Annotated in this window: 24 protein-coding genes and 2 tRNA genes; 12 read left to right on the top strand and 14 right to left on the bottom strand. The window is 35.5% G+C overall.

Annotated features, from left to right (window positions below; all coding sequences use genetic code 11):
- Positions 1-283 precede the first annotated feature (283 nt).
- A complete protein-coding gene (locus ACKTTZ_RS08460; RefSeq protein WP_253317813.1) occupies positions 284-1,687 on the top strand; it encodes a nucleoside recognition domain-containing protein in 1,404 nt (467 codons plus the stop codon).
- Positions 1,688-1,758: 71 nt separating this feature from the next.
- The gene (locus ACKTTZ_RS08455; RefSeq protein WP_034694177.1) at positions 1,759-2,151 is read left to right on the top strand and encodes a hypothetical protein; all 393 of its coding nucleotides are present in this window, start codon (positions 1,759-1,761) and stop codon (positions 2,149-2,151) included.
- Positions 2,152-2,166: 15 nt separating this feature from the next.
- On the opposite strand, the gene ACKTTZ_RS08450 is transcribed toward ACKTTZ_RS08455, so the two are convergent.
- The 4 genes from ACKTTZ_RS08450 to ACKTTZ_RS08435 form a co-directional block, all read right to left on the bottom strand.
- Positions 2,167-3,057, bottom strand: coding sequence for a hypothetical protein (locus tag ACKTTZ_RS08450; protein WP_034694174.1), 891 nt, complete (start codon positions 3,055-3,057; stop codon positions 2,167-2,169).
- 35 nt (positions 3,058-3,092) lie between these two features.
- Entirely contained in the window at positions 3,093-3,491 is a 399-nt protein-coding gene (locus ACKTTZ_RS08445) for an ExbD/TolR family protein (protein WP_407848334.1), read from the bottom strand.
- Between the two features lie 12 nt (positions 3,492-3,503).
- Entirely contained in the window at positions 3,504-4,208 is a 705-nt protein-coding gene (locus tag ACKTTZ_RS08440) for a MotA/TolQ/ExbB proton channel family protein (RefSeq protein ID WP_047426580.1), read from the bottom strand.
- 172 nt (positions 4,209-4,380) lie between these two features.
- Positions 4,381-4,842, bottom strand: a complete 462-nt coding sequence (locus tag ACKTTZ_RS08435) for a hypothetical protein (protein ID WP_253317815.1) — start codon at positions 4,840-4,842, stop codon at positions 4,381-4,383.
- A gap of 169 nt (positions 4,843-5,011) precedes the next feature.
- On the opposite strand from ACKTTZ_RS08435, the gene ACKTTZ_RS08430 reads away from it, so the two are divergent.
- Genes ACKTTZ_RS08430 through ACKTTZ_RS08410 form a run of 5 tightly spaced genes read left to right on the top strand, consistent with a single transcriptional unit; the run spans position 5,012 to position 9,157 of the window.
- Positions 5,012-6,808 carry a DUF885 domain-containing protein gene (locus ACKTTZ_RS08430; protein WP_407848331.1) on the top strand — a complete coding sequence of 599 codons (1,797 nt, stop codon included), beginning with the start codon at positions 5,012-5,014 and terminating at the stop codon, positions 6,806-6,808.
- 7 nt (positions 6,809-6,815) lie between these two features.
- Positions 6,816-7,373 carry a hypothetical protein gene (locus tag ACKTTZ_RS08425; protein ID WP_407848329.1) on the top strand — a complete coding sequence of 186 codons (558 nt, stop codon included), beginning with the start codon at positions 6,816-6,818 and terminating at the stop codon, positions 7,371-7,373.
- 7 nt (positions 7,374-7,380) lie between these two features.
- Positions 7,381-7,827 carry a DinB family protein gene (locus ACKTTZ_RS08420; RefSeq protein WP_081906407.1) on the top strand — a complete coding sequence of 149 codons (447 nt, stop codon included), beginning with the start codon at positions 7,381-7,383 and terminating at the stop codon, positions 7,825-7,827.
- A 51-nt stretch (positions 7,828-7,878) separates the two neighbouring features.
- The gene (locus ACKTTZ_RS08415; RefSeq protein WP_034694155.1) at positions 7,879-8,481 is read left to right on the top strand and encodes a hypothetical protein; all 603 of its coding nucleotides are present in this window, start codon (positions 7,879-7,881) and stop codon (positions 8,479-8,481) included.
- Positions 8,471-9,157: a hypothetical protein gene (locus ACKTTZ_RS08410; RefSeq protein ID WP_034694152.1), complete on the top strand. Its 687-nt coding sequence runs from the start codon at positions 8,471-8,473 to the stop codon at positions 9,155-9,157. Before ACKTTZ_RS08415 ends, ACKTTZ_RS08410 begins: the two co-directional genes overlap by 11 nt.
- Positions 9,158-9,395: 238 nt before the next feature.
- On the opposite strand, the gene ACKTTZ_RS08405 is transcribed toward ACKTTZ_RS08410, so the two are convergent.
- From ACKTTZ_RS08405 to nth, 5 genes are all read right to left on the bottom strand, one after another.
- Positions 9,396-10,226: a DUF6625 family protein gene (locus ACKTTZ_RS08405; RefSeq protein WP_034694149.1), complete on the bottom strand. Its 831-nt coding sequence runs from the start codon at positions 10,224-10,226 to the stop codon at positions 9,396-9,398.
- Positions 10,227-10,292: 66 nt separating this feature from the next.
- Entirely contained in the window at positions 10,293-10,475 is a 183-nt protein-coding gene (locus ACKTTZ_RS08400) for a TIGR04149 family rSAM-modified RiPP (RefSeq protein WP_034694146.1), read from the bottom strand.
- Positions 10,476-10,556: 81 nt separating this feature from the next.
- On the bottom strand, positions 10,557-12,173 hold the full coding sequence (locus tag ACKTTZ_RS08395; RefSeq protein ID WP_407848326.1) for a vitamin K epoxide reductase family protein: 1,617 nt from the start codon (positions 12,171-12,173) through the stop codon (positions 10,557-10,559).
- A gap of 22 nt (positions 12,174-12,195) precedes the next feature.
- Positions 12,196-12,969: a GLPGLI family protein gene (locus ACKTTZ_RS08390; protein WP_253317819.1), complete on the bottom strand. Its 774-nt coding sequence runs from the start codon at positions 12,967-12,969 to the stop codon at positions 12,196-12,198.
- 307 nt (positions 12,970-13,276) lie between these two features.
- Positions 13,277-13,897, bottom strand: coding sequence for an endonuclease III (gene nth, locus ACKTTZ_RS08385; protein ID WP_034694138.1), 621 nt, complete (start codon positions 13,895-13,897; stop codon positions 13,277-13,279).
- Positions 13,898-13,930: 33 nt separating this feature from the next.
- Between nth and bcp the strand changes: the two genes are divergently transcribed.
- Positions 13,931-14,380, top strand: a complete 450-nt coding sequence (bcp, locus tag ACKTTZ_RS08380; RefSeq protein ID WP_034694135.1) for a thioredoxin-dependent thiol peroxidase — start codon at positions 13,931-13,933, stop codon at positions 14,378-14,380.
- Positions 14,381-14,468: 88 nt separating this feature from the next.
- On the opposite strand, the gene ACKTTZ_RS08375 is transcribed toward bcp, so the two are convergent.
- The 5 genes from ACKTTZ_RS08375 to ACKTTZ_RS08355 are packed head-to-tail and all read right to left on the bottom strand — an operon-like array spanning position 14,469 to position 18,665.
- Positions 14,469-15,002 (bottom strand): GNAT family N-acetyltransferase, encoded by a 534-nt coding sequence (locus ACKTTZ_RS08375; protein ID WP_034694132.1) that lies wholly within the window; start codon positions 15,000-15,002, stop codon positions 14,469-14,471.
- On the bottom strand, positions 14,971-15,633 hold the full coding sequence (locus ACKTTZ_RS08370) for a hypothetical protein (RefSeq protein ID WP_034694129.1): 663 nt from the start codon (positions 15,631-15,633) through the stop codon (positions 14,971-14,973). The genes ACKTTZ_RS08375 and ACKTTZ_RS08370 overlap by 32 nt, the downstream gene beginning before the upstream one ends.
- Positions 15,634-15,665: 32 nt before the next feature.
- Positions 15,666-16,748: a mannose-1-phosphate guanylyltransferase gene (locus ACKTTZ_RS08365; RefSeq protein WP_407848322.1), complete on the bottom strand. Its 1,083-nt coding sequence runs from the start codon at positions 16,746-16,748 to the stop codon at positions 15,666-15,668.
- A gap of 2 nt (positions 16,749-16,750) precedes the next feature.
- The gene (locus ACKTTZ_RS08360) at positions 16,751-17,341 is read right to left on the bottom strand and encodes a SprT-like domain-containing protein (RefSeq protein WP_407848320.1); all 591 of its coding nucleotides are present in this window, start codon (positions 17,339-17,341) and stop codon (positions 16,751-16,753) included.
- Position 17,342: 1 nt separating this feature from the next.
- Complete coding sequence (locus ACKTTZ_RS08355) at positions 17,343-18,665, bottom strand: TolC family protein (RefSeq protein ID WP_407848318.1); 1,323 nt, start codon at positions 18,663-18,665, stop codon at positions 17,343-17,345.
- A gap of 183 nt (positions 18,666-18,848) precedes the next feature.
- Between ACKTTZ_RS08355 and ACKTTZ_RS08350 the strand changes: the two genes are divergently transcribed.
- From ACKTTZ_RS08350 to ACKTTZ_RS08335, 4 genes are all read left to right on the top strand, one after another.
- Positions 18,849-20,093: a bifunctional folylpolyglutamate synthase/dihydrofolate synthase gene (locus ACKTTZ_RS08350; protein WP_407848316.1), complete on the top strand. Its 1,245-nt coding sequence runs from the start codon at positions 18,849-18,851 to the stop codon at positions 20,091-20,093.
- A 42-nt stretch (positions 20,094-20,135) separates the two neighbouring features.
- A tRNA-Val gene (locus ACKTTZ_RS08345) sits at positions 20,136-20,210 on the top strand.
- 33 nt (positions 20,211-20,243) lie between these two features.
- Positions 20,244-20,318, top strand: a tRNA-Val gene (locus tag ACKTTZ_RS08340).
- A gap of 195 nt (positions 20,319-20,513) precedes the next feature.
- Entirely contained in the window at positions 20,514-22,901 is a 2,388-nt protein-coding gene (locus ACKTTZ_RS08335; protein WP_407848314.1) for a cysteine peptidase family C39 domain-containing protein, read from the top strand.
- The last annotated feature ends 4 nt before the right edge of the window (positions 22,902-22,905 follow it).

Raw genomic sequence — 22,905 nt, 5'->3', positions numbered from 1 at the left:
AGATCGCAAGGAAAATTTAAAAACTTTATGCATGTTCTCGTCCGCAAGGGCATTTCATTCAACAATGTTCCATAATTGAAGTTCTCTTTGCTTAGTGCTAACGCCTTTGCGAACGAGAAAAATCATTTTTCCCATTATTTAGGAACTTTGCGAACACTGCGTTAAAATAATATAAAACTGCCAAACCATCATTAGCTCTCTTTCATACCGGAATAACAAAAGACTTTAGTTATTTTTGTGGTTTAAAGTATTTTTGATAAGTTTAAACAATTAAATCAATCAGATGGTTCTCAGCAGAATTTGGTCGGCTTTCATTATCATTGCCATTGCCATTGCCAGTATAAAATACGTTTCGTCAGGTAACTACAAAACCATTTTCAATGATATGGTAGTGGGAAAAGGAGGTGATACAGTGAAGATTGCTTCTCAGCCTATGAACAGCCTCTCTCCTGTTGTCAGAGACAGCCTGATGAAAAAAAATGATTTTGCAGACAGCAGAATTCATTACAAAACAGATTCTTTAAAACAGAATGTTAGCGTTTACCGTGTTCAGGAAGCCGATGGAGTTATCGGAACTTCAGAAACTGCAGTGAAGATCTGTCTTGGTCTTATCGGAATTATGACCCTGTTTATGGGATTCATGAGTATTGCTGAAAAAGCAGGAGGAATCAATCTTCTAAGCCGTTTGATTCAGCCATTTTTCTCCAGATTATTCCCTGAAATTCCGAAAAATCATCCTGCATTCGGACATATGCTGATGAACTTCAGTGCCAATCTTCTTGGATTGGATAATGCAGCCACTCCTTTTGGTTTAAAAGCAATGGAAAGTCTTCAGACTTTAAATCCTAATAAAGATACCGCAAGCAACTCACAGATCATGTTTCTGTGTCTTCACGCAGGAGGTATGACTTTGATTCCGGTCTCCATTATTGCGATCAGAGCATCTATGGGATCCAAAACCCCTACAGATATTTTCCTGCCGTGTATGATTGCTACTTTTGCAGCTACGCTGGCGGCAATGATTATCGTTTCTTTGTATCAGAAAATCAATCTGCTTCGTCCGGTAGTAATAGCTTATGTAGGAGGAATTTCAGCAATTATTGCTTTATTGGTATTATATCTGGTGCAATTGAGTAAAGATGAACTGGATGACTTCAGTAAAGTACTAAGCAATGGTTTAATTCTGTTTATCTTCCTTGCAATTGTATTAGGAGCCGTTTATAAAAAGATCAACGTTTTTGATGCCTTTATTGAAGGCGCAAAAGAAGGTTTCACTACCTGTGTTAAGATTATTCCTTATCTGGTTGGAATGCTGATTGCGATTTCGTTATTAAGAACTTCCGGTGTATTTGATGTAATTATTGACGGGATGAAATGGGTAGCCAACGTTGCCAATATGGATCCAAGATTTGTAGACGGACTTCCGACTGCGTTAATCAAGCCTTTATCCGGTTCCGGAGCCAGAGGAATGATGGTGGATACAATGACCACATTCGGGGCTGATAGTTTTCAGGGAAAATTAGCCGCTGTACTTCAGGGAAGCTCAGATACGACGTTCTACGTCATTGCAGTATACTTCGGCGCTGTTGCCGTTAAGAATACAAGATATACGGTAATTGCTATGCTTCTGGCCGATTTGGTAGGCGTTATCACAGCCATTGCTTTGGCTTACTTATTCTTTGCTTAATTAAATTAAACGTTACTGGTTGAGCAGATGCTATTAACTTTAAACATTAAACTTAAAACTTTAAATCCATTATGATCACAGATAAAGAATTTACCCTAAGACTCATCCGTCAATTAACCCAGGCATTGGAAAAACTTATTCTGGATAAACCTGAAGAAAGCTTAATGCAGAAAGAGCTGGATTTTGATACGTTGATGAGAGATATCTTTAAGATGAGCTTCACAGAGGTTGCTTCTAAAACTAAGGAAGAAATGATTGCTATTGTGAATGAAAGACAGGAAAGAGATCACAAAGATTATTATGAAATGTTGGGAAATCTTTTCTATTTCAACAGCAGACATGATCAGAACAAAGATTTTCAGGATAAAGCAAAGACATTCTATGAGCTTTATCTTCAGACCAGCGGTATCTTTGCCCTTCCGGTCATCAACAGAATAAATGAATTAAAAAAAGCACTTGAATAAAGTGCTTTTGTATTTTTAGAATGTAATTTTATAAGTTCCGGTAGAAGAAGTATTGGCTTTCTCTGCCTTTACATATTTCTTAACCCAGCTCACAGAGGTAGATGCTACACAAGGATCTGAAACACCTCCGGATCTTCTTGCAGACACCACATTTCCTGCTTTATCTACCGTATAAGCAATGGTAATTGATCCACTTGCCGTACAGCTGTGAGAAGGCTGTGATCCTCCTCTTCCCATTGTTCCGGGAATATAGCCCACCAGTTTTCTGTCGATCCCTACTTTACTGTCTCCGTTTCCATCTCCTCCTAAAGGATCTCCTGCATTTCCAATGCCTTCACCAGTGCCCTGGCTTCCAGCTTTGGTTCCTCTTCCTTTGATCAGGTTTCCGATAGCTGCAGTTCCTTTTCCGTCTCCATTTCCTGTTTTTGAGTTAGCCGTAGCGGCTCCTGATTTTTTAGTATTTTTTGAAGCACTTGTGCTCGTGGCTTCTTTTTTCTCAGCTTTTTTGGATTCCTCTTTTTTAGGAACAGTAGCTTTTGAATTATTTCCTGTAATTACCTTCTCCTTAACCTCAGTTTTCTTTGGTTCCGGAGTAGGAACTGGTTCTGGTTTTATAACTGTTTTTGTTTCCGGAACAGGAGTTTCTGCAGGCTCAGGAGTTACTTCTTCTGTGGCTGCGGCAAGACTTCCCGGCTGTTCAGCAGGTTCTTCAATTCCTTTTCCATTTCTGTTGTCTCCAAAGTTCACCAGCATGGTAGTAACCACTTCAGGATCTTTGTCCAGTTCAGGTTTTAATTTATACAAAAAAACAAAAAGCAGAATAGCAGCCCAGATGAGAATAGAAAGCAGTGCGCTCTTTACTCTATCTTTATTTTCTTCGTTTCTGTTTGCTGTATAGCTTTTCATCTTAAAACGTAATTCTTTCCGGAAATCCGGGTCTGTTATTTATCTTTAACGGTTGCAATGGCAATGTTAAATTTATATTTCTCAGCAATTTCCATTACAAAAACAACATCTTTGTGCAATGTGTTTTCATCAGCTCTGATCGTAAATGATTTATTGGGCTGGCTGGCTAATTTATCTACAATAATTTTCTCCAGTTCTCCTCTATTTACAGGATTATCATCCACAAAGAATGAGCCATCCGGTTTGATGCTTACCGTCACAGGATTCGGAATATTATCGTCAACGGCTCCGGCTTTCGGCAGATTCACATCAATAGCGCTTTGATTGGCAGCTGAAGAGGTGATCATAAAGAAAATCAGCATCAACAGGATAACGTCTGTCATCGCTGCTAAACTGAATTCCGGATTTGCTTTATTTCTTCTTTGAATTTTCATCGTAAGAAAGATTTATAAAGGTTTGTTGATAAGGTCTAAAAATTCTCCTGACATATTCTGAGCTTTCAGGACAAATTTATCAATCCTTGTCAATAGAATATTATAACAGAAGTTAGCAGGAATCGCTACAGCCAAACCTACGGCGGTCTGTCCTAAAGCGGTATAGATCCCTTCTGAAAGTGTTTTCGGTGAGAAAGATCCTGTTGCGTGGGAAAGATTAAAGAAAGCAATAATCATCCCGATTACTGTACCTAAAAGTCCCAACATGGGTGCGATACTCGGTACTACAGCCAAAAGGTTCAGGTTTTTTTCCATATTGGCAACCTCTACCTGTGCCTGGGATTCCATAGCACTTACAATATCAGAAACAGGACGTCCTAATCTTGAAATTCCTTTTTCTAAAATTCTTCCTTCAGGAGAGTTCTGGGTTTTGCAGTAATCTGCTGCTGCCTCTATTTTTCCCGCCTTGATGAAGTCTTCGATATTGTTCATGAAGTTGGAATCTGTTTTTGATGTCAGTCTTTTGATAAAGAAAAACCTTTCAAAAAACAGATATAGAGAAAACACTCCCAATAGTAATACAGTGACCATCACTATTTTAGCGAAAGCTCCTCCATGGAACATAATCTTCCAGAATGAGAACTCTAAGTTGTCTGCAGCAACTGCAGGTGTGGCGATTTGTGCAAATAAAATCTGAGAAAGTTCCGTTAACAGCATTAAATGTAAATTTTATTAAATTTCAACGACAAATGTAGGAGAATATTATGAATTGAACTCTTAAAAATTGCTTAAAAACAACTTAAATTTTGTTACAATTTTACAAACAGCAAATTTCTTTCCAAAAATAATTTTGAAAAGAAATCTGGTATGAAAAAGATAGAAGCCTATATTAGTCTTCTCCTACCTCAATATCATCTTGCTTAAATTCGCATTTTAATCTAAAAGGGATCGGTGTATCTGATCCGGTATAGAAATCATCAATGGTCCCTTTCCAGATGACCTGAAGCTCCCCTTCTTCATTTCTTTCAAAAAGAAGCTCATTATCATAGATATAGGCCTCTTCGTCATCGAAAAGATCTACCTCTGTATAAGTTTCTTCATCAGAATCATTGATTTTGATTGTTTTTCCTTCAATTTCCGTTGACTCGATAGGGAAATCGAACACTTCAAGTGAAAGCTGTGGAAAGTTGTACTGTAATGAATCATCATCTACGTGATCCAAACTGTCATCCGTAATCACTTCAACCTCTAAAAAGTGTTGCTGGTTGCTGTAAACTGCCTTACAATAAGTATTTCTGATATTGTATTTTAGCGTCTCCTCCGGATGGTAAATTTTTAAAATCCCTTTCATTTTTTCTTAAAAAAGAACTGTAATAATATGATTGTTAAACGTTTTAGACAAAGATAAAAAATTGATTCAAAGTTAAAAGGATTTTGAAAATAATTTTTTAAAATCAATGCAAACAATAAGTCTGAATCTCCCAATAATACTTATTTTTGTTTTCATAAAGATTCTGAAAATGAAAAACATTTTATCAAAAAGTATTCTAGGATTAGGGTTGGTGATTGGGCTTGCTTCCTGCAAAAAATCGGATTCTCCCCTTACAAAGGTGACTCCAAGCAACCTGGATTCTATCGCTTCCAACTATTATGAGCAGTATCTTAAACTATATCCTTTAGATGCTACCGCACAAGGAGATACAAGATATAACGACCAGCTTCCTATCAATATTGATAAAGATTTTATCTCAGGAGAAATTGCTTTCTACAATTCTGTGCAAAAACAACTGGAACATGTAGATTATAAAACCCTTTCTGATGAAGATAAAGTGGTGTATGATGTTTTGGATTATACTTTAAAAGATAAAACTGAGGCCTATGCTTACCATCCGGAATATATTCCTTTTACTCAATTTGGAGGACTTCCGCTAACGTTCCCATTGTATGGAAGCGGACAGGGCAATCAACCTTTTAAAACAGAAAAAGACTACAGCGACTGGCTGAAAAGAATGGAAAAATTCCCGGAGTGGATGAATGCAGCAGCAGACAACTTCCGTGAGGGAATCAACAATAAGGTTGTGCTTCCTAAAAAACTGGTTGTCAAGATGATTCCTCAAATGAAGGCTGAAGAAATTACAACGTCTGATATGGAAAAAAATATTTTCTACGGACCTATTAAAAATTTCCCTAAAAACTTCACAGAGGCACAGAAAGAGAAATTTTCTGCACTTTATAAAGATGCTATTACGAAAAAAATCATCCCGGCTTATACTAAAATGGGAACATTTTTAGAAAAAGAGTACCTTCCTAAAGCAAGGGATACAGACGGATACAACAGCCTTCCTAACGGAAATGAGATCTACAATTATTATGTAAAAAGCTGGACAACCACTAAGAAATCTCCTGAAGAAATTAATAAGATCGGACTTCAGCAAGTAGCTATGCTTCGTGCAGAAATGGAAAAAGTGAAACAACAGGTAGGTTTTACAGGAACTCTTGAAGAGTTTATCACTTTTGTAAAAACGGATCCAAAGGCAATGACTTATAAAACATCTAAAGAGGTTTTAAATGCATTCAACGGAATCTTAACGAAAATCACTCCGAAGCTGAAAACAATGTTTAATGTAACGCCAAAAACAAAGTTTGAGATCAGACAGACGGAGAAATTCAGAGAGGCAAGCGCCAGCGCAGAATATATGCCGGGAACTCCGGATGGAAAAAGAGCAGGAATATTTTATGTTCCGCTTCCTGATCCTACAAAATTCAATGTTACTTCAGGAATGGAGTCTCTTTTCCTTCATGAGGCAATCCCAGGGCATCACTATCAGGTTTCTCTTCAGCAGGAAAACACAAAGCTTCCTAAGTTTATGAGATTCGGTTGGTTTGGAGCATACGGTGAAGGATGGGCTCATTATTGTGAAACACTAGGTCCTGAGTTTGGTTTATACACAGATCCTTATCAGAAAATGGGTTACCTGAGCGATCAGATGCTGAGAGCGGTAAGACTTGTTGTAGATACTGGACTTCATACCGGAAAAATGTCAAGAGAAGAGGCGATCAAGTATTTCCTAAGCAATATTTCTTATGACGAGGGATCTGCCACTGCAGAAGTAGAAAGATATATGGCAATGCCGGGACAGGCATTAGGCTACAAAATAGGGTCTTTAAGAATCCGTGAGCTGAGAGAAAAATATCAGAAAGAACTTGGAAGCAAATTCAATCTGGCAAGTTTCCATGATGAAGTATTGAGCCAGGGATGTCTTCCTTTGGACGTTCTGAACAGAAAGATGGAGCTTTGGGCTAAAAAACAAAAATAGTTTCTTTGTGAGACTATTTTTATTTTTTACCAGTATTTTATTGGTGTTATTAAGCTGTCAAAAGGAGCAGAATTTTGAAAAATTCTCTGTTAATAAAGATTTACCCAATTATGACACCATTCAGCTTCTCACGAAATATCCGGAGCTGAAGCTGTATAACAGTGAAATTGTTGAAAGCCGAACAAGAACAGCTTATATTGTCCAGAAAGCATTTTATTATGATGGTCTTCTTAAAGGATCTTTTATTTTTAATGACTATAAATGTAAGGCTCAATATCAAAATGATACTTTAAATATTCTGCTGAACAATCATAATGGCTATTTTGGAAACGGGGTTTTGGTAAAAGTATTCAACAACCAATTTTATATAAAAGATATTGATCCTAAAACTTTAAAAACAGAGAAAAAGTTCATAAAATCAAAAGTTTTGGAACAGAAACTGACTCTAAACACCAATAAATTTAACAAAAATGATAGCATTTATGGTTTTATAGATTACAAATGCAGCATTGACAGCCTGGTTTTTAAACACTTCAGAGGATACTTTAAAACTAAAATACAGTAAAATTGATATGATCACAGAAAGCCTAAGATCTCTTTTCAACAGAGATTTAAATAAATTAAAAACAGAGATAGAAGCCTATCAGAAAGAAGAAAACCTTTGGAAGATTGATAAAAACATTGCCAATTCTGCGGGTAATCTGACCCTTCATCTGGTGGGAAATATCAATCATTTTGTAGGAGCACAGCTTGGAAATACGGGTTACGTAAGGCATCGTGAGCTGGAGTTTTCATTAAAAGATGTTCCAAGAGCTGAACTTATTGAAAAAGTTGAAGCCACCATAGCGATGATAGATTCTGTTCTGCCACAATTATCTGAAGAAGATCTTAAAAAAGAATATCCTTTGGTTGTCTTTGAAAACAAAATGACCACGGATTACTTCCTTATTCATCTGGTTGCCCATCTGGATTATCATTTGGGACAGATAAATTATCACAGAAGGTTGCTGGATATTTAATCTGATAACCTATTTTTACAAAACTAATTTACCTTGAAAAACTAATCATTTATGAAGAAAATTTTTGTTTTCTCTTCGTATTCTGAAAAATCACCTGTTGATTTGCAACAATATGAAGAAAGGCATTTTGCACCAGAATTTATTTTCACTGACGAACCTCTCTGCATCACAGGAGAACTGAAGAATATAATAAAAAAGAACTATGAAGAAGAGCATATCATTATTTCCACTTCTCAACATCAGTTCTGTTCAAATTTTTCACAAGAATACCTTGAAAGTTGTATTGATAAAGTAAAAAAAATTGGAGGAAACCTATTATTGGGAGGTCTATTAAGCTTCGAAAAGACAATAGAAGCAACGGATCATATTTTTTGGGTGGATGGTTTTAAGGGATCGCAATTCCTAATCATTTTCAAAAAAACATTTCCTCTTTTCTTACATGAGAATTCTACAGTTCCATTGCCACTTGATGTTTTCTTATCGTCAAATCTGGAAGATGTTTTTGTCATGCATCCTTTTATTTCTCATTATAATAATGATGGGAATTTTCAATCCTTCGAAAATACTATTGATTTCCAGAATCTGGATGACAATCCTGAAGATCTTCTGGATGAACTTTCCCAAATAAAAAAATATTACACTTATGAGCCTTAATCATTTTTCAGACATCATGATCCCTACATACATTATTAATCTGAAACATAGAGAAGACAGAAGGGAAAGTATTTTAAAAGAGTTTGAGGGAAAACCTGAATTTGATTGCCATATTGTAGAAGCATGTATTCATGAAAAAGGAAATATAGGATTGTGGGAAAGCATAAAAAAAACGGTAAGCATTGCTATTGAAAACGAAGATGATGTAATTATTATCGTAGAAGATGATCATATTTTCACAGAACATTATGATAGAGATGTATTGATGGAGCATATCATAGAATCTAATGAACAGGGAGCAGATATTCTTGCCGGAGGTATCGGAGGAGGCTTTAGGTTTGTTGTTCCTGTTACGGAAAACAGATTTTGGATCAATCATTTCTGGTGTACCCAGTTTATGGTGATTTATAGTCGTTTTTTTGATCAGATACTCAATGCTGATTTTGGCCCGGAAGATACTGCAGATAACTTTTTATCACAGCTTACGGCCCATAAAATGGTATTATACCCTTTTATCTCTGTTCAGAAAGATTTCGGATATTCTGATATTACAGAAGAAAATAATGTCAATGGGAATATTGAAGAATATTTTAAAACAGCAGATCTTACTCTTGGTATCTATCAAAAAAAGTACAAACAATTTATGCTAATGAATAAAAAAGAGAGAACAGTCTAATATTCTCTCTTTTTATAAGTTTTCAAAATAAATTAGCAACATAAATATCCACCAGGGTTGCAATATGCTAATGCGTAACCCTTCACAGTGCAGTGTAGAGATTGACAGCCACAAACACCTGGCCCAGATCCGGCCTTAATAACTCTCATTTCGTTCCTGTTCATGTTATTTTTCATAACATTGAGACTCATTTTTTGTAATTTTTTCATAGTATTTTTTTTAATTAGTAGTACAGTAATTACCAATAAATTCTAGTGGGGCTTACATTATACCTGTTTGGGATTTTTGCAGGTACTTTTTCGGGGTTGTATACTTTTTTAAGCCAAAACATATGAAACATAATTGCCTCATATTTGTTTTTGTAAATTATCTTACCGTTATCAAATTTTACTCTTCCGGTATAACCTTCCATCAGAATAAAATCAAAATGGGTTCTGAGAATTTCATCTCTTTCAGCATGTTTCATGATATGGGTAAAACTTTCAATCTCTGTTTCAATTTCGAAAATAGGAATCCCTTCTGCGAGATCGTCCCAAACAAAATTGCATTCATCAAAACAAAAGTGATCCGGCATAGAAAATACCTTTTTATAGTCTTTACTTCTTTTAAAGAATGTATTCAGTAATTCATTGTTCCTGTACAAGCCAAAGCATCCGGTGGTATAATCGTCTCTTACACTGATATAATCATAACTGTCGAGAAATTCATTGGTAAAAAAAGCTCTTATATCTCCATAAATAAGATCAAGATCGCAGTGCCCCCAGAAATCATATCCTTGTATAAGCTCCGGAAACATAAAACCGTACGCTGGCTTAAAATCACATAGCTTATAAGGATAATCTATGTTGATTGGAAATCCAAGTCTATTAGATGTATCGTAGATGATATCTTCCAGATTTTTATGGACTATTTTCACGTTTGAGGGTACATTTTTTACCTCCTCTGTATTATCAGTTATAATCACAAAATCTACACTTGGATTAAAAGCACAAGAATGCAGGTAATACGGCATATACCAGGGATATTTGCCGTACCAGCAGGTAATTAAAACTAAACTTGGTGTATTCATAGGTTAAAAAAATTCTGTAATTGCAAAATTGCAATTACAGAAAAAATATAAGTTATTTTTGACTGATTAGCAGCATTTTGCTGGCCATCCACCACCACATACAGCTCTCATACCATTCATATAGCAGTACTGTGAATTACAGTTACAAGTTCCTGGCTCACCTGCTGAACCAGCTTTAATAACTCTCATTTCGTTTCTGCTCATTTCGTTTTTCATGGCATTTAAGCTCAGCTTTTGTAATTTTTTCATAGAAATTTGTTTTAATTTGTTTGCCTACTCTTTAGATTTTCGGCTTCCTCTTTGTATAATTATTATAATAATTTTCTTCTTTTATCGGTATTCAACCTCCAATTCTTCTACAGAATCAAGCTGTTCATTCCATTCATCCTCAATAAGATCCGGCATAAATACTTCCATATACTTTTTATTAAGTCTTACAGGAAATGCATAGTCGTTGATAAAGTAATGCGGTGTGAAAAAAAGGTTATTCTGTAAATTTTCATAAGAAACAGAAACCAGTTTATTCAGTAGAAAGGTTCTGTTATCAAGAGTAGTACTATATTTTTTCAACCATTTCTCTGCCTGTCTGTGACTATACCAGTCATGAAGAGCTTCAATAAATTTATCTTCGCCTTTTGTTTGATAAATGTTCAGGAGCTGAATCAGCATCTCTTCTACTTCAGCTGTTACGACTCCTGTCATATTAAATCTGATTTTGATGTTGACCTGATTTTTATATTGATTATAAATTCTTTGTAAAAAATCATGCGCTTCTCTACAGTATCCGCACAAAGGGCTTGTAATAAAAGTAATTGTAACAGGCGCATTTGGATTTCCCAACAAGATTGGCTCAGCCTTTAAATGGAGAGGTTCTGTGCTCGTCAGTATATTTTTAAAATAAGGATAATGTCTGATATATCGGGAATCAAATTCAGTATCTTTCTTTAGTTTACCATAGCCTATAAGTGCTTTTTTAACAAAGAAATAGGCTCCGGCAAAAGCAGCAGCGACTGCAGCCAGGAGAGAAATCGTTGTAAAATCAATGTTTACTTTACTCAAAATCCCTGTCATATTAAACATCAGATAAATGAGTTGTGCATAAATTACCCCAATAATACTCAAGCATATCGGACACCATTTTTTCTCTACTTTCATTTGGAAATAAATAGAATATAAAGTAAATGGAATGCATGCCAGCAGAGAAACTCCAATGAGAAAATAATAGTTATTGAGAAAATCCTGATTGAGCACTACCAATGATAAAAGCTGAGTTCCAAAAAGAAAAATACTGAGATCACTTAATTTGAAACCTGCAATCTTTCCTTTTTCAGAATTGATAATCTGACTGCAGCTTGACTTTTCACTGCCATCACAAAGCTGAGCAGAAAAACCGGATTCAAAACCTAATTCTGTTTTTATAGCTTCGAAAGAAAAAAACAATCCTATCATTGTAATGAATCCAAAGCCACTTAAAAACCATCCTCCAATAAAAAACAATATCAAAAAGACAGCGCAAATGATCAACGTCGGTAACAATTTGGCATAAAAAGAATTAGATGATTTTGTAATTTCCCCATTATTTTCAGCTGCAAGTACTGCTCCGGTCCATACATTCTCCATTTCAGTGAGGGAAATACTTTTCTGAACCCCTTCATGATCAGTATATAAAATATTTTGTCCTTTTTTTTCTATATATGATAAAATCAAATGTCCGTTTCCTACATCCAATATGGTAAGAAAAGTATCCGGTAAATGATCAAAATCCTGGAATTCAATTGTAAAAGCACCATTTGGAATACCAAAAAAGCTGAGAGCATCACTGAAAGCCAAAAGACTTGGAGTCTCTGGATGTGATTCTACCTGATAGATGTAATCATTCTTATCAATCTTTACATCAATTGATTTCAGATATAAAAACACAGCGTTAATTTCTTTTCTTAATTCCATGGTTATAGTTGGTTTGTTTATACTATCTTTCAATAGTATTATCGTTGTCCTGATAATATTTTTTTATTGATTCTGCCTGTTGGTGCATTTTATTCATGATTTCGGAACTTTTACTAACATCTGTCATGCTTTGCATCAAAATTGGCAGAGGGTCATTTATGAAGTTTTCTTTACTTTTTATATAGGCTTCTTTTGACATTACAACATCATCCATTACTGATTCTGTTTGCAATGTAGCCCTGACATTTTTTCTGCTCCCTTTAAATTTCCACTGATACTCGTTAGCATCATCTCTTAGCTCTATGATCAATCCAGGAAGCCCCATAAAAACATAAGGTCCATCAAAAACCGGAATATCCTGAGTAAACCAAGCTATCCAAGACCTTCCTCCATAATGGGTTTCTGCTTTTTGTACTTGAAGCGTTTCGATATTTCTTTTTTCAGGTAAAAGCTTCCAATGAAGATCAGGATATTCTTTATAGGAAATAATACCTATAAATAAATCATCTTTCAGAATAACAGATGAATTACCAAGATCTTTTATTACCTTAAAATTCATTGTTCCTAATGATAAAACCGGGGATTGTGATGTAAAAAGAGAATCAGATTCCCACTTCTCTTTTCGAATGAATACAGATCTTTTATCAAGACTGTCCAAATAGAATATATCGGTCTTTATCGTCTTATTTTTGATAGAGGGTTTATAGGTAAGTTCATAATAAAAACGATGAACCTGCCCTTTACAAGCACAGGAAAATAAAACTACAAATAAAACGAAAAGATTAACTTTTTTCATTTTGGGTCTTCATGGTACTGATCCAAATATATCTCTTTTTATTGAAATACAATACCTCTGTAATTATTTACAGCAAAGAAAATTTTGAAAGATCCATTATTGTCTCCAAATGATACTATAAATCAAACAGATAAAGTTAAATTCATAAAATAGAGATTTTTTGGTGAAAATTTATAAATATCCTTTATTGGTGAAAAAAAAAGCCAAAAAGCAATTTATGAGATAAAAAAAAACACCAAGAAATGGTGTTCATATACTGATATTAAAAGCCGAAAACAGCTTAAATAATCTTAAAAAATGTTAATCCTTATTTCTCAAACATCATTTTCGTAATAAAATCCTTCTCTCCTTTTCCTCTTGCCGGAGAATATTCTCTTCCATAGAAAATGATCTGAAGGTGAAGTTTGTTCCATACTTCTTCAGGGAATAAATTCTTAGCATCACGCTCTGTTTCCACCACATTTTTTCCGGAGGTAAGTTTCCATTGTGTCATCAGACGATGAATGTGTGTATCTACCGGAAAAGCAGGAAATCCAAATCCCTGGCTCATAACAACAGAAGCCGTCTTGTGCCCTACTCCAGGAAGTGCTTCTAATTCCTCATAAGTCTGTGGAACAATACCATTATGTCTTTCCAGCAGAAGTTCTGCCATTCTCTTCAGGTTTTTAGCCTTTGTATTGGAAAGTCCGATTTCTTTGATCAGCTCTTTGATTTCAAATTCTTCCAGTTTGGCCATTCTTTGGGGAGTTCCTGCCACGGCAAAAAGATCAGGCGTAACCTGATTAACTTTTTTGTCTGTAGTCTGCGCAGAAAGCGCTACAGCAACCATCAATGTATAGGGATCGGTATGATCTAACGGAATAGGTGTAGTGGGATATAATTTTTCCAGTTCTATCTGAACGAGCTCAGCTCTTTGTTTTTTTGTCATGTATGCCTTAAATTTGAACAAAATTAAATCATTATGCTGAAAGTTGGAGATAAATTACCTGAATTTGAAGGATTCAATCAAGACGGAGAAACAGTAACCTCATCAAAATTAATTGGAAAAAAGCTGGTCGTTTTCTTCTATCCTCAAGCGAGTACACCAACCTGTACAGTGGAAGCCTGCAACCTGAGCGATAATTATTCTAAGCTTGAAAAAGCAGGATTTCAATTACTGGGAGTAAGTGGAGACACGGTAAAAAAGCAGAAAAATTTCCATAGCAAATTTGCATTCCCTTATGATCTTATCGCAGATGAAAAGCGAGATATTATCGAAAAATTCGGAGTATGGCAGGAGAAAAAAACGTTTGGAAAAACGTATATGGGAATTGTAAGAACCACTTTTATTTTTGATGAAAATGGAGTTTGTACAAGAGTGATTGAAAAAGTAACTTCAAAGACTGCTGCGGAGCAGATTCTGGAAGGATAATTCTTTGTTAAACACAAATATCACAAAAGCATTCACAAATAACATGATGTACAATCTATACGTTATTTGTGAAAGCTTTTTTATGTTTTTATTCTGTTTCGTAGTAATTTAATTCTTCTGTTTCACCAGGAAGTATAACATGTTTTTTAAACCTCAGCCCTAGTTTTTCAATCAGTTTTTGGGAAGAAATATTATCTTTTGAAATGATGGCAGATATTTTTGTTAATCCAAAATCATCCATCCCAATAGATTTCACTTTCTGAGCTGCTTCATAAGCATATCCTTTGCCTTCAAACTCTTCCAATAAAGAATATCCGATATCCACAATATCAAGCCCTTCCCTTTCGAAGATTCCTACTGCACCTACTTTTTCATTTCCTTCTTTGGTTACTAAAAGATAGTTTCCAAATCCCAGTCTTTCAATCTGTGGAGCAAATCTGTTGAGGATATAATTTTCAGCATCTTCAATGGAATTTACATTGCGGTTGCCGATATGTTGAATAAATTTGGGTCTGTTATAAAGTTCAAAGACAAAATCTTTGTCTTCACGGGACATAGGGCGAAGGATTAATCGCTCAGTCTCATAGGTATTATTTGCGCTTGGGTGTTTTTTTGGGCTCATCTTTCTTTGGTTCTTCTTTTTTTTCGATTTTTAAAAGTCTCGGGTTATTAGCACATTTTTTATTGTAAAGCTCAATATAAGTTCCATTGTCTTTGACATTGCTTACAGCACCAGTAGATTTATTGACTGTAACTGTATAATGTGTTTTCTGGTATGGACATTCTTTTGAGGTTAGTTTTCCAAGGTCCAGATAGTAATTCGACTTATCTTCATGATAATTACCAGCAAGGTCCTTAAACTCCTCATCTACCATATATCCGTCAGCAGCTAATACAATAGCTGCTTCCTGAGCATTATCAATTCTATCTACAAACTTCTTCAATCCTTCGACATCCGTAACGTAATTTACTTTACCTCCTTCCGAATAAGCGATATAATAAAAACTGTCTTCACTAGGGAAAAGATTGAATCCTGAGAATTGAGGAGTATAGTCTACCTTACCCGAAATCTTTATTTCCTGTCCTTTCCCATAGCTGTTGTATACCAACACCCATGAATCTACCCTATTACCGGGATTGATCTGCTGCAAAATAGCAGGAATGCTTGAAAACTTTTTCTTCTCCTGGGCAAATCCTAAGACTCCCAAAAGTAAAAATGTAAGAATTGTAAATCGGGTTGCAGTTTTAATCATAATTTAAAAATCAGCAGAAAATATACCAAATTTTACATAAACTTCTCGCCCTTCTTAAAGTTTTTTAAGTCAAGAACATAATCTTTAATGAGCTGATCATTATCCCGAGGGCAGATAAGAAGCGCTTTATCTGTATCTACAACAATGTAGTTTTCAAGGCCGTCAATAATTACTGCCTTGTTATTGTTCTTTAAACGGATGATATTCCCTTTTGAATTATAAGAAAGTAAATGTTTCAGTTTTACAGCGTTTCCGTTTTTATCTTTTTCTGTATTTTCATATACGGAAGTCCATGTACCAAGATCACTCCATCCTAAGTCTGAAGGAATCACGTAAACATTCTTTGCCTTCTCTAAAATCCCGTTATCAATGGAGATTTTCTGAACCTTCGGATAGATGGTTTCAATACAGTTGTTTTCTTTTTCGGAGTTGTACTCACAAGCCATAAAATGCTGCATCATCTCAGGAAGATAAAGATCAAAAGCATGGTGAATGCTTTTCACATTCCATACAAAAATTCCTGCATTCCAAAGGAAATCACCACTTTCCAAAAAGCTTTGGGCAATTTCAAGAATAGGTTTTTCCGTGAATGTTTTCACTTTAAAATATTCTGATCCTTTTTTTTCTACAAACTGAATATAGCCATAGCCTGTGTCAGGTCTTGTTGGAGTTATCCCTAATGTTACCAGATAATCATGCTGTGAAGCTACCTCAAATGCCAGCTCCACTTTTTCCAGAAATACGTCCTCTTTAAGGATCAGATGATCTGCCGGCAATACAATCATGGTTGCATCCGGATTAATCTCAGCAATTTTGTTAGCCATATACAGATTACAAGCTGCTGTATTCTTCATCAACGGCTCACCCACAATATTCTCTTCAGGAATTTCCGGAAGCTGCTGATGGGAAACAGGAACATATTCTTTATTCGTAATCACGAATATCTGCTCTTTAGGAATTATCTTGCTGATTCGGTCATAGGTCTGCTGAATCATGGTACGCCCGGTTCCTAAAATATCCTGAAACTGTTTTGGAAATTTCTGCGTGCTCATAGGCCAGAACCGGCTTCCGATTCCCCCCGCCATTATAACGCAGTATCTATCTGATTTTAACATTCTTAGCTACATTTTTCTACCCTCGCTAAAGGCTTGAAAGAATACTTCCTTCCAGTAGCCAGGTTCTTACAAAGATAGTTTTTTTTAACCAGACCTTCTAATAAATACTTTTCGTTGCGATAGATAAAAAATTCTCCCTTTTTAAGTTCCTCGATAAATTGCAGAGTATCATCCTGTTTCTCAGTATGGAAATATCTTACCAGATCAGGGCTTGCCATGAAATTGGCTTTGGGTGATTTTGAAAATTTTATGATGATAGGTTTGAGTTCTTCATCATAAATCTCAAGACTTTCCAGGAGCATATTTCTGAAAGTTTCTTTCCATTCGTTGCCATGGGGAGAAATTCTTCGTCCATATTTTTCGAAAGCAATCAGATGGGCGAGCTCATGAGTCAGTACAAAGAAAAAAAGTTGTGGAGTAAGGGTAGAATTTACCGTAATTTCATGAGAATTGTCCGGAAGCTTTCTATAATCTCCCAGTTTTGAATTTCTGTTTCTTGTGACTTTTATATGTATATAATAATCTAAAAACCAGATTCTTAAATATTTAAGCGTATTTTGAGGTAAGTATTTTTCTAATGATTTGATTGGCATTTTACAAACTTAATGGAATTCCTGCATAGAAATTCAATAGTTTAAGACTAAAAAGATAATTATATTTTGCCTGCGCTACTGATCCCTGTGCATTTGCATAATTATTTCTCGCCACGTTGACGTCATAAATGGTTGTTCTTCCGGCAGTATAACTTTTATCAGCAAAACCAAGAGCTAGTTTCGAGCTTTTTTCTGCTTCTACTGCTGACAGATAGGTTTCATAATTGGCGTCAGCATCAAACTGAGCTTTCTGTACGTTTTGTCTTACAGTCTGTTTCTGTTGTTCCAAGGAATTCTTGGCTAAACTTTCATTTATTTTAGACTGTTCTACCTGAAGTTTTGTTTTCCCTTTATTGAAGATAGGAATATTAAGTGACAGCCCTACGTTTTGACCAAACTGATCTTTATATTGTTCAAAAAAAGTTCCCTGCACAGTACCTGGCATAGGATCAAATTGTCTGTTATAGAAAGTATTAAGACCAGCGCTCGCTGTTAATGTAGGCCAGTATGCTGTTTTGCTTACCTCAGTTTGTGCTTCGGCAGATCTTATACGGCTTTCCGCTGCTTTGATCTGAGGTTGTATTTCATATGCAGTTGTAAGCACTTCATCTGCGCTAGTAAGTTGTAAATCAAGTTTTTCAGGAATATTCACATCTTCCACATCAAACCCCTTATAATCTGAAAGCTGTAAAAGCTGAACAATGGCAAATAAAGCACGGCCAACGTTTACTTCTGCAGTTTTAAGATTTTGTTTTTCTCTTGCCAGTGCAGCTTCAGCCTCTGCCAGAACCGTCTGGGCTGTTGTTCCAACCTGAGTTGTAATTTTAGCTCTGTCAAACTGTTTCTGCGCATTATCCACGGCACTCTGAGAGATTTTAACAATCTCTTTATTCAACAAAGTGGTCAGATATTGCTGAGCAATCTGAAGAGAAATATCATTTTTAATGGTTTCAATATCATATTGACTGGCTTCCACATCAAACTGAGCTTTTCTTATATTTTTTTCTAACCTCCCATTATTATACACCAAAACATCGGCTCCCAGACCAACACTGTTATTGAACCTATCGTTTCTAAAACTTCCGGCTCCTAATGATCCTTGTCCGAAACTCACCCCACTCGTCACACTTCCAGATAGGGAAGGTAAATATTCTTTTTGGGCCGCTTTAAGGTTGTATTCCTGGTTTTGTTTGTTATACTGATTTTGGATAACCTGAAGATTATGCTCCACTGCATAGCTTACACATTCTTTTAAGGACCATTTCTTCTGAGCGCTTAAACCCAGATAACCTAATCCAAAAACGATGATCCAAACTTTTTTCATATTGTATATGTTTATTTGTTTTTAATGGTCATATGGAATCGTGTTGCCTTCATGAGTAGTATACCATGTAAATCACAGCGATTTCATATTAAGATTTTTCAATATTAGACGAATTAAATATAAAAAAGTTACAGATTGAAAAATTATATTTTATTTTAAAAAAACTTTTGGGAATTTTGCATCATGACAAATGAACAATATCAGGAAGCTATCGACTGGCTTTTCGTACAGATGCCCAACTATCAGATAGATGGACAGAAGGCTTATAAACCTGGGCTTGATAACATTACAAAGCTTTGTGCTTTTTTTGGAAATCCTCAGGATAAAATAAAATGTATTCACATTGGCGGTACTAATGGAAAAGGTTCTTCAAGCAATATGCTGGCATCGGTTCTTCAGGAGGCTGGTTATAAAACCGGGTTATACAATTCTCCACACCTTATAGACTTCACGGAGCGAATAAAGGTGAATGGAAAAAACTGTAATAAAGAATTTGTCTTTGATTTTATTCAAAAATTAAAAACGATTCCGGAAGATATCCGTCCTTCATTTTTTGAATTCACCACAATAATGGCTTTTGAGTATTTTTACCAGCAGCAGGTAGATTTTGCGATCATTGAAGTTGGGCTGGGAGGAAGACTTGACTCAACCAATATTATCAATCCTTTAGTTTCTGCTATTACGAATGTTCAGCTGGATCATCAGAATATTCTTGGAGACACCATCAAAGAAATAGCAACGGAGAAAGCAGGCATTATTAAGCACAATATCCCGATTATTTCAGGTGACGAAAATGAATCAGTTAAAAATATCATCCGGGAAAAAGCCCTTAAAGAAAACGCTCCTTTTATAGATGCTACACTTATTAATACAAATCTGGAATCTGATCTGAAGGGAAATTATCAGAAGAAAAATATCAGAGTTGTATTAGCAGCAATTGAAGAATTAAAAAAACTGAAAGTCAATATTTCTGACGAAGCCCTTGAAAACGGATTGCTTCATGTTCATCAGAATACAGGATTCATCGGACGCTGGTTTGAATTTTCAGATAATCCGCTTACAATTTGTGACACAGGACACAATCAGGCAGGTTTGGAGTATGTTTTTTCACAATTAAATTCAATTAACAGACACAAGCATGTTATTTTGGGATTTGTGAATGACAAAAAAATAGATGATGTGATGAAATTACTTCCTGAAAATTCTGAGTTTTATTTTGCAAAACCATCCATCAACAGGGGAAGACATCCGGAAGATTACGAAAATCTGCTTCAGGAGGCGAAAATTTTTTATAAAATTTTTGATTCCGTACAGGAAGCGTATCTAGCTGCAAAAGAACGATGTACAAATGAAGAAATGATTTTTATCGGCGGAAGCAACTTTGTAGTGGGAGATTTTTTAGAAAAAAATTTGGAGATTAAAGAATAAGTCGTATATTTGCACCACTCTAAACAAGAGAACAAGTCTAGAGGGTTCTTAGCTCAGTTGGTTCAGAGCATCTGGTTTACACCCAGAGGGTCGGGGGTTCGAATCCCTCAGGACCCACAGAAAAGGAAACGAAACCTTTCAAAAAAATTCGGGTTCTTAGCTCAGTTGGTTCAGAGCATCTGGTTTACACCCAGAGGGTCGGGGGTTCGAATCCCTCAGGACCCACAAAAAATCTCTCAGATTTCTGGGAGATTTTTTTATTTTATTCTTACCACTTTCCCCGGTATCTAAAAATTAATTTACGCTTTTTCATCAGTATCAAATAAATAATAGATATTACACGTCAAGTTCTGGCGTTGGCAAGGATTAGCTTTGCTTTAGTAACATTAAAACAAAATATTAATTACTAAAACACAGCTTATGAAAAAACAATTTGATGATGAGTGGAGTGATGACCTCTCTGAATTCAAGGTCATTTCCCAGGAAGATCTCAAAAATGGATTTATGGGCGACAAAAACGCTTTGGGTGATTATATAGTCAACAAAGATAGCTCTCCTGATTACAGAAGCCCATTCCATGATTACAGAAACACTCCATTAGGCTATTCTTATCTGACTGATAATCCGGTATCAATATTTTCTTCAACAGGAGTTAATACCAAAGGAGAAAAAGGATATGAGTATTACGCAGAAGTTCTGCCCTGTGAAACAGGTTCACAGGTATATGGAAGCTATCAGGCTAATGCCAGAAAGAAACAGGCTTTATTTCTGTTCTATGAGAAACCTAATCCTGACAAATCAAACTTTTCTGGTGACTTTTATATTGCCAAAATGGGAGATTACTTTGTACAACTCTTCAAGAGATTTCCAGAACCATTGCCCTCCAATATAAATGGTCAGTTCTTCAGGAATATCACCTCCATGGAAGATGAAGCTGCCTATCTGACACAGTTGGCTTATACTTTTGAGAAAGATAAAATAGATGCTAATCTTGTTCATCAGGCATTAATGAGAGAATATCAGTTTTACACAGGAGATAGGAGGTTTGAAGAGATTATAGGAAATATTTCATCTATTCCTGCTGATGCAATTGGCTGGTGTGCTGAAAAGTTAGAAGCCTTTAAGCCTACAGAGAAAAATTACAATCCTAAGGCTAAAGATTATTCTCCATTAATTCCTATTATAGGAGGTGTTGCAGTTCCTGTTACTATAAATAAAGCAGCACAGTTCTTTGAGAATCTGGGGGACAATCCTTTTGTTCAGGGAGCTGAAGTTGTTTTTTCAAAGATCTGGTCAATGATAAAACAGGCTGCAAACAAAGTTAAAAAAGCGTCTATAGACCACCTTCCTGATGCTTTTAAAAAGCTGATTAATAAGATTACAGGAGTCATTAATGATATTAAATCCTTTCTGACCAATATAACAGATGATCTTAGTGACATGATAAAACAGGGGGTAGAGATTCTTAAAATAGCCAATGCTTTTTATTGTGGTATTAATAATGGACTTATCAGCCTTATACAATGTTTGCTGTATATTTTAGAGTTTCTTTTACAGCCTACAACCGCTTTCTCCTATCAGCAGTATCTTGAAAGAAGAGACTTGATGGAAAAAGCTGAGGATGTATTGGATTGGGTAACAGAGAATGTTCCTAAGTTCTTACAGGGAATTAAAGACCTATTCAAAGCCAGTGGAAGCATTTCTCAATCTGATATGGAAGGAATACTGGATAAGATGAAAGAGTATTTTGGTGATGTTTCAAGATATACAGTAGCTTTTTATGTAGGCATTTTTGCTTTTGAACTACTAATTAATATTCTGCTACTTATTTTTACAGAGGGTGCAGGGAATGTGGTAAAAGGAGTTACTTATGTCCAGAAAGCAGCAAGTCTATTAAAGGTTCTGGCAAGAGAAACTGTTTCTGTGGCAACACTTGGAATTACAGATTTACTGGCATTTCTTTCAAGATTTATTATTAGATTTGGAAAGGCTTGTGCTAAAGGGTTTAAAGGCTTTATCAGGTTCATTGAAGAATTATTACAAGGTGCTAAGAATGGTACTAAAGCTGAGGATTTAGCCATGACAGCAGAGGAGATTGAAGAAATTGTATTACAAGGAAAAAAAGCTCAAAGCATTTTCAATATTCTTGCTAATGCCAGAATAGGTTTTAAGAAGCTTGGTATTGAGATTCTGGCTAAAGCAGATGGTTATCTATTGAAATGGAAGGAAAAACCTATTTTCAAAGGAGATTTTAAAGAGGTTAATGCTTTCTGGAATAAAGTCCTAAAACCCAGAATAGGAGCTGGAACAGGAGGAATTTTAAAGTATCTTGAAATTCTTTCCAGAAATATGGTTGCTCAGGAGCATAGCATGTCTTGTGCTGCTGCATGTATTAGGCAATTAGCTAAGGATCATGGAATAGAACTCACTGAAAAGGTTATTAGAGAATTTGCTAGAACCACTAAAGAAATGGGAACATTTCCTGATGGAATTTTAGATGCGTTGAGAAGTATATTTAAGGATAAAGAGATTCTTGACAGAACTTTTATCAGAAATCCAGATAATTTAATGCCATTAATCTTAGAAGATATTTCAAAAGAAGGGTCATGGATAGGTATAGTCTTACCTGAAAATGGTAACTATCATGTGGTAATTGTTGATAAAATTGTTGATGGAAAAGTTTTTGTTAGAGATCCTTGGCCTCCTGAAGGAATAGGAAAAGGAAAAGGAGTTGAAGCAGTGATTGGATTGGATGAATTTGCTGATTCTTGGTTACGAGGTGGAGCTTCTAGCTATCATGTGAAATAATTAA

It is taken from the genome of Chryseobacterium sp. KCF3-3 (assembly GCF_045865955.1).
Classification (GTDB): Bacteria; Bacteroidota; Bacteroidia; order Flavobacteriales; family Weeksellaceae; genus Chryseobacterium.
The sequence above is the reverse complement of the archived record's forward strand: the minus strand, read 5'-3'. Positions and strand labels throughout refer to the sequence as shown.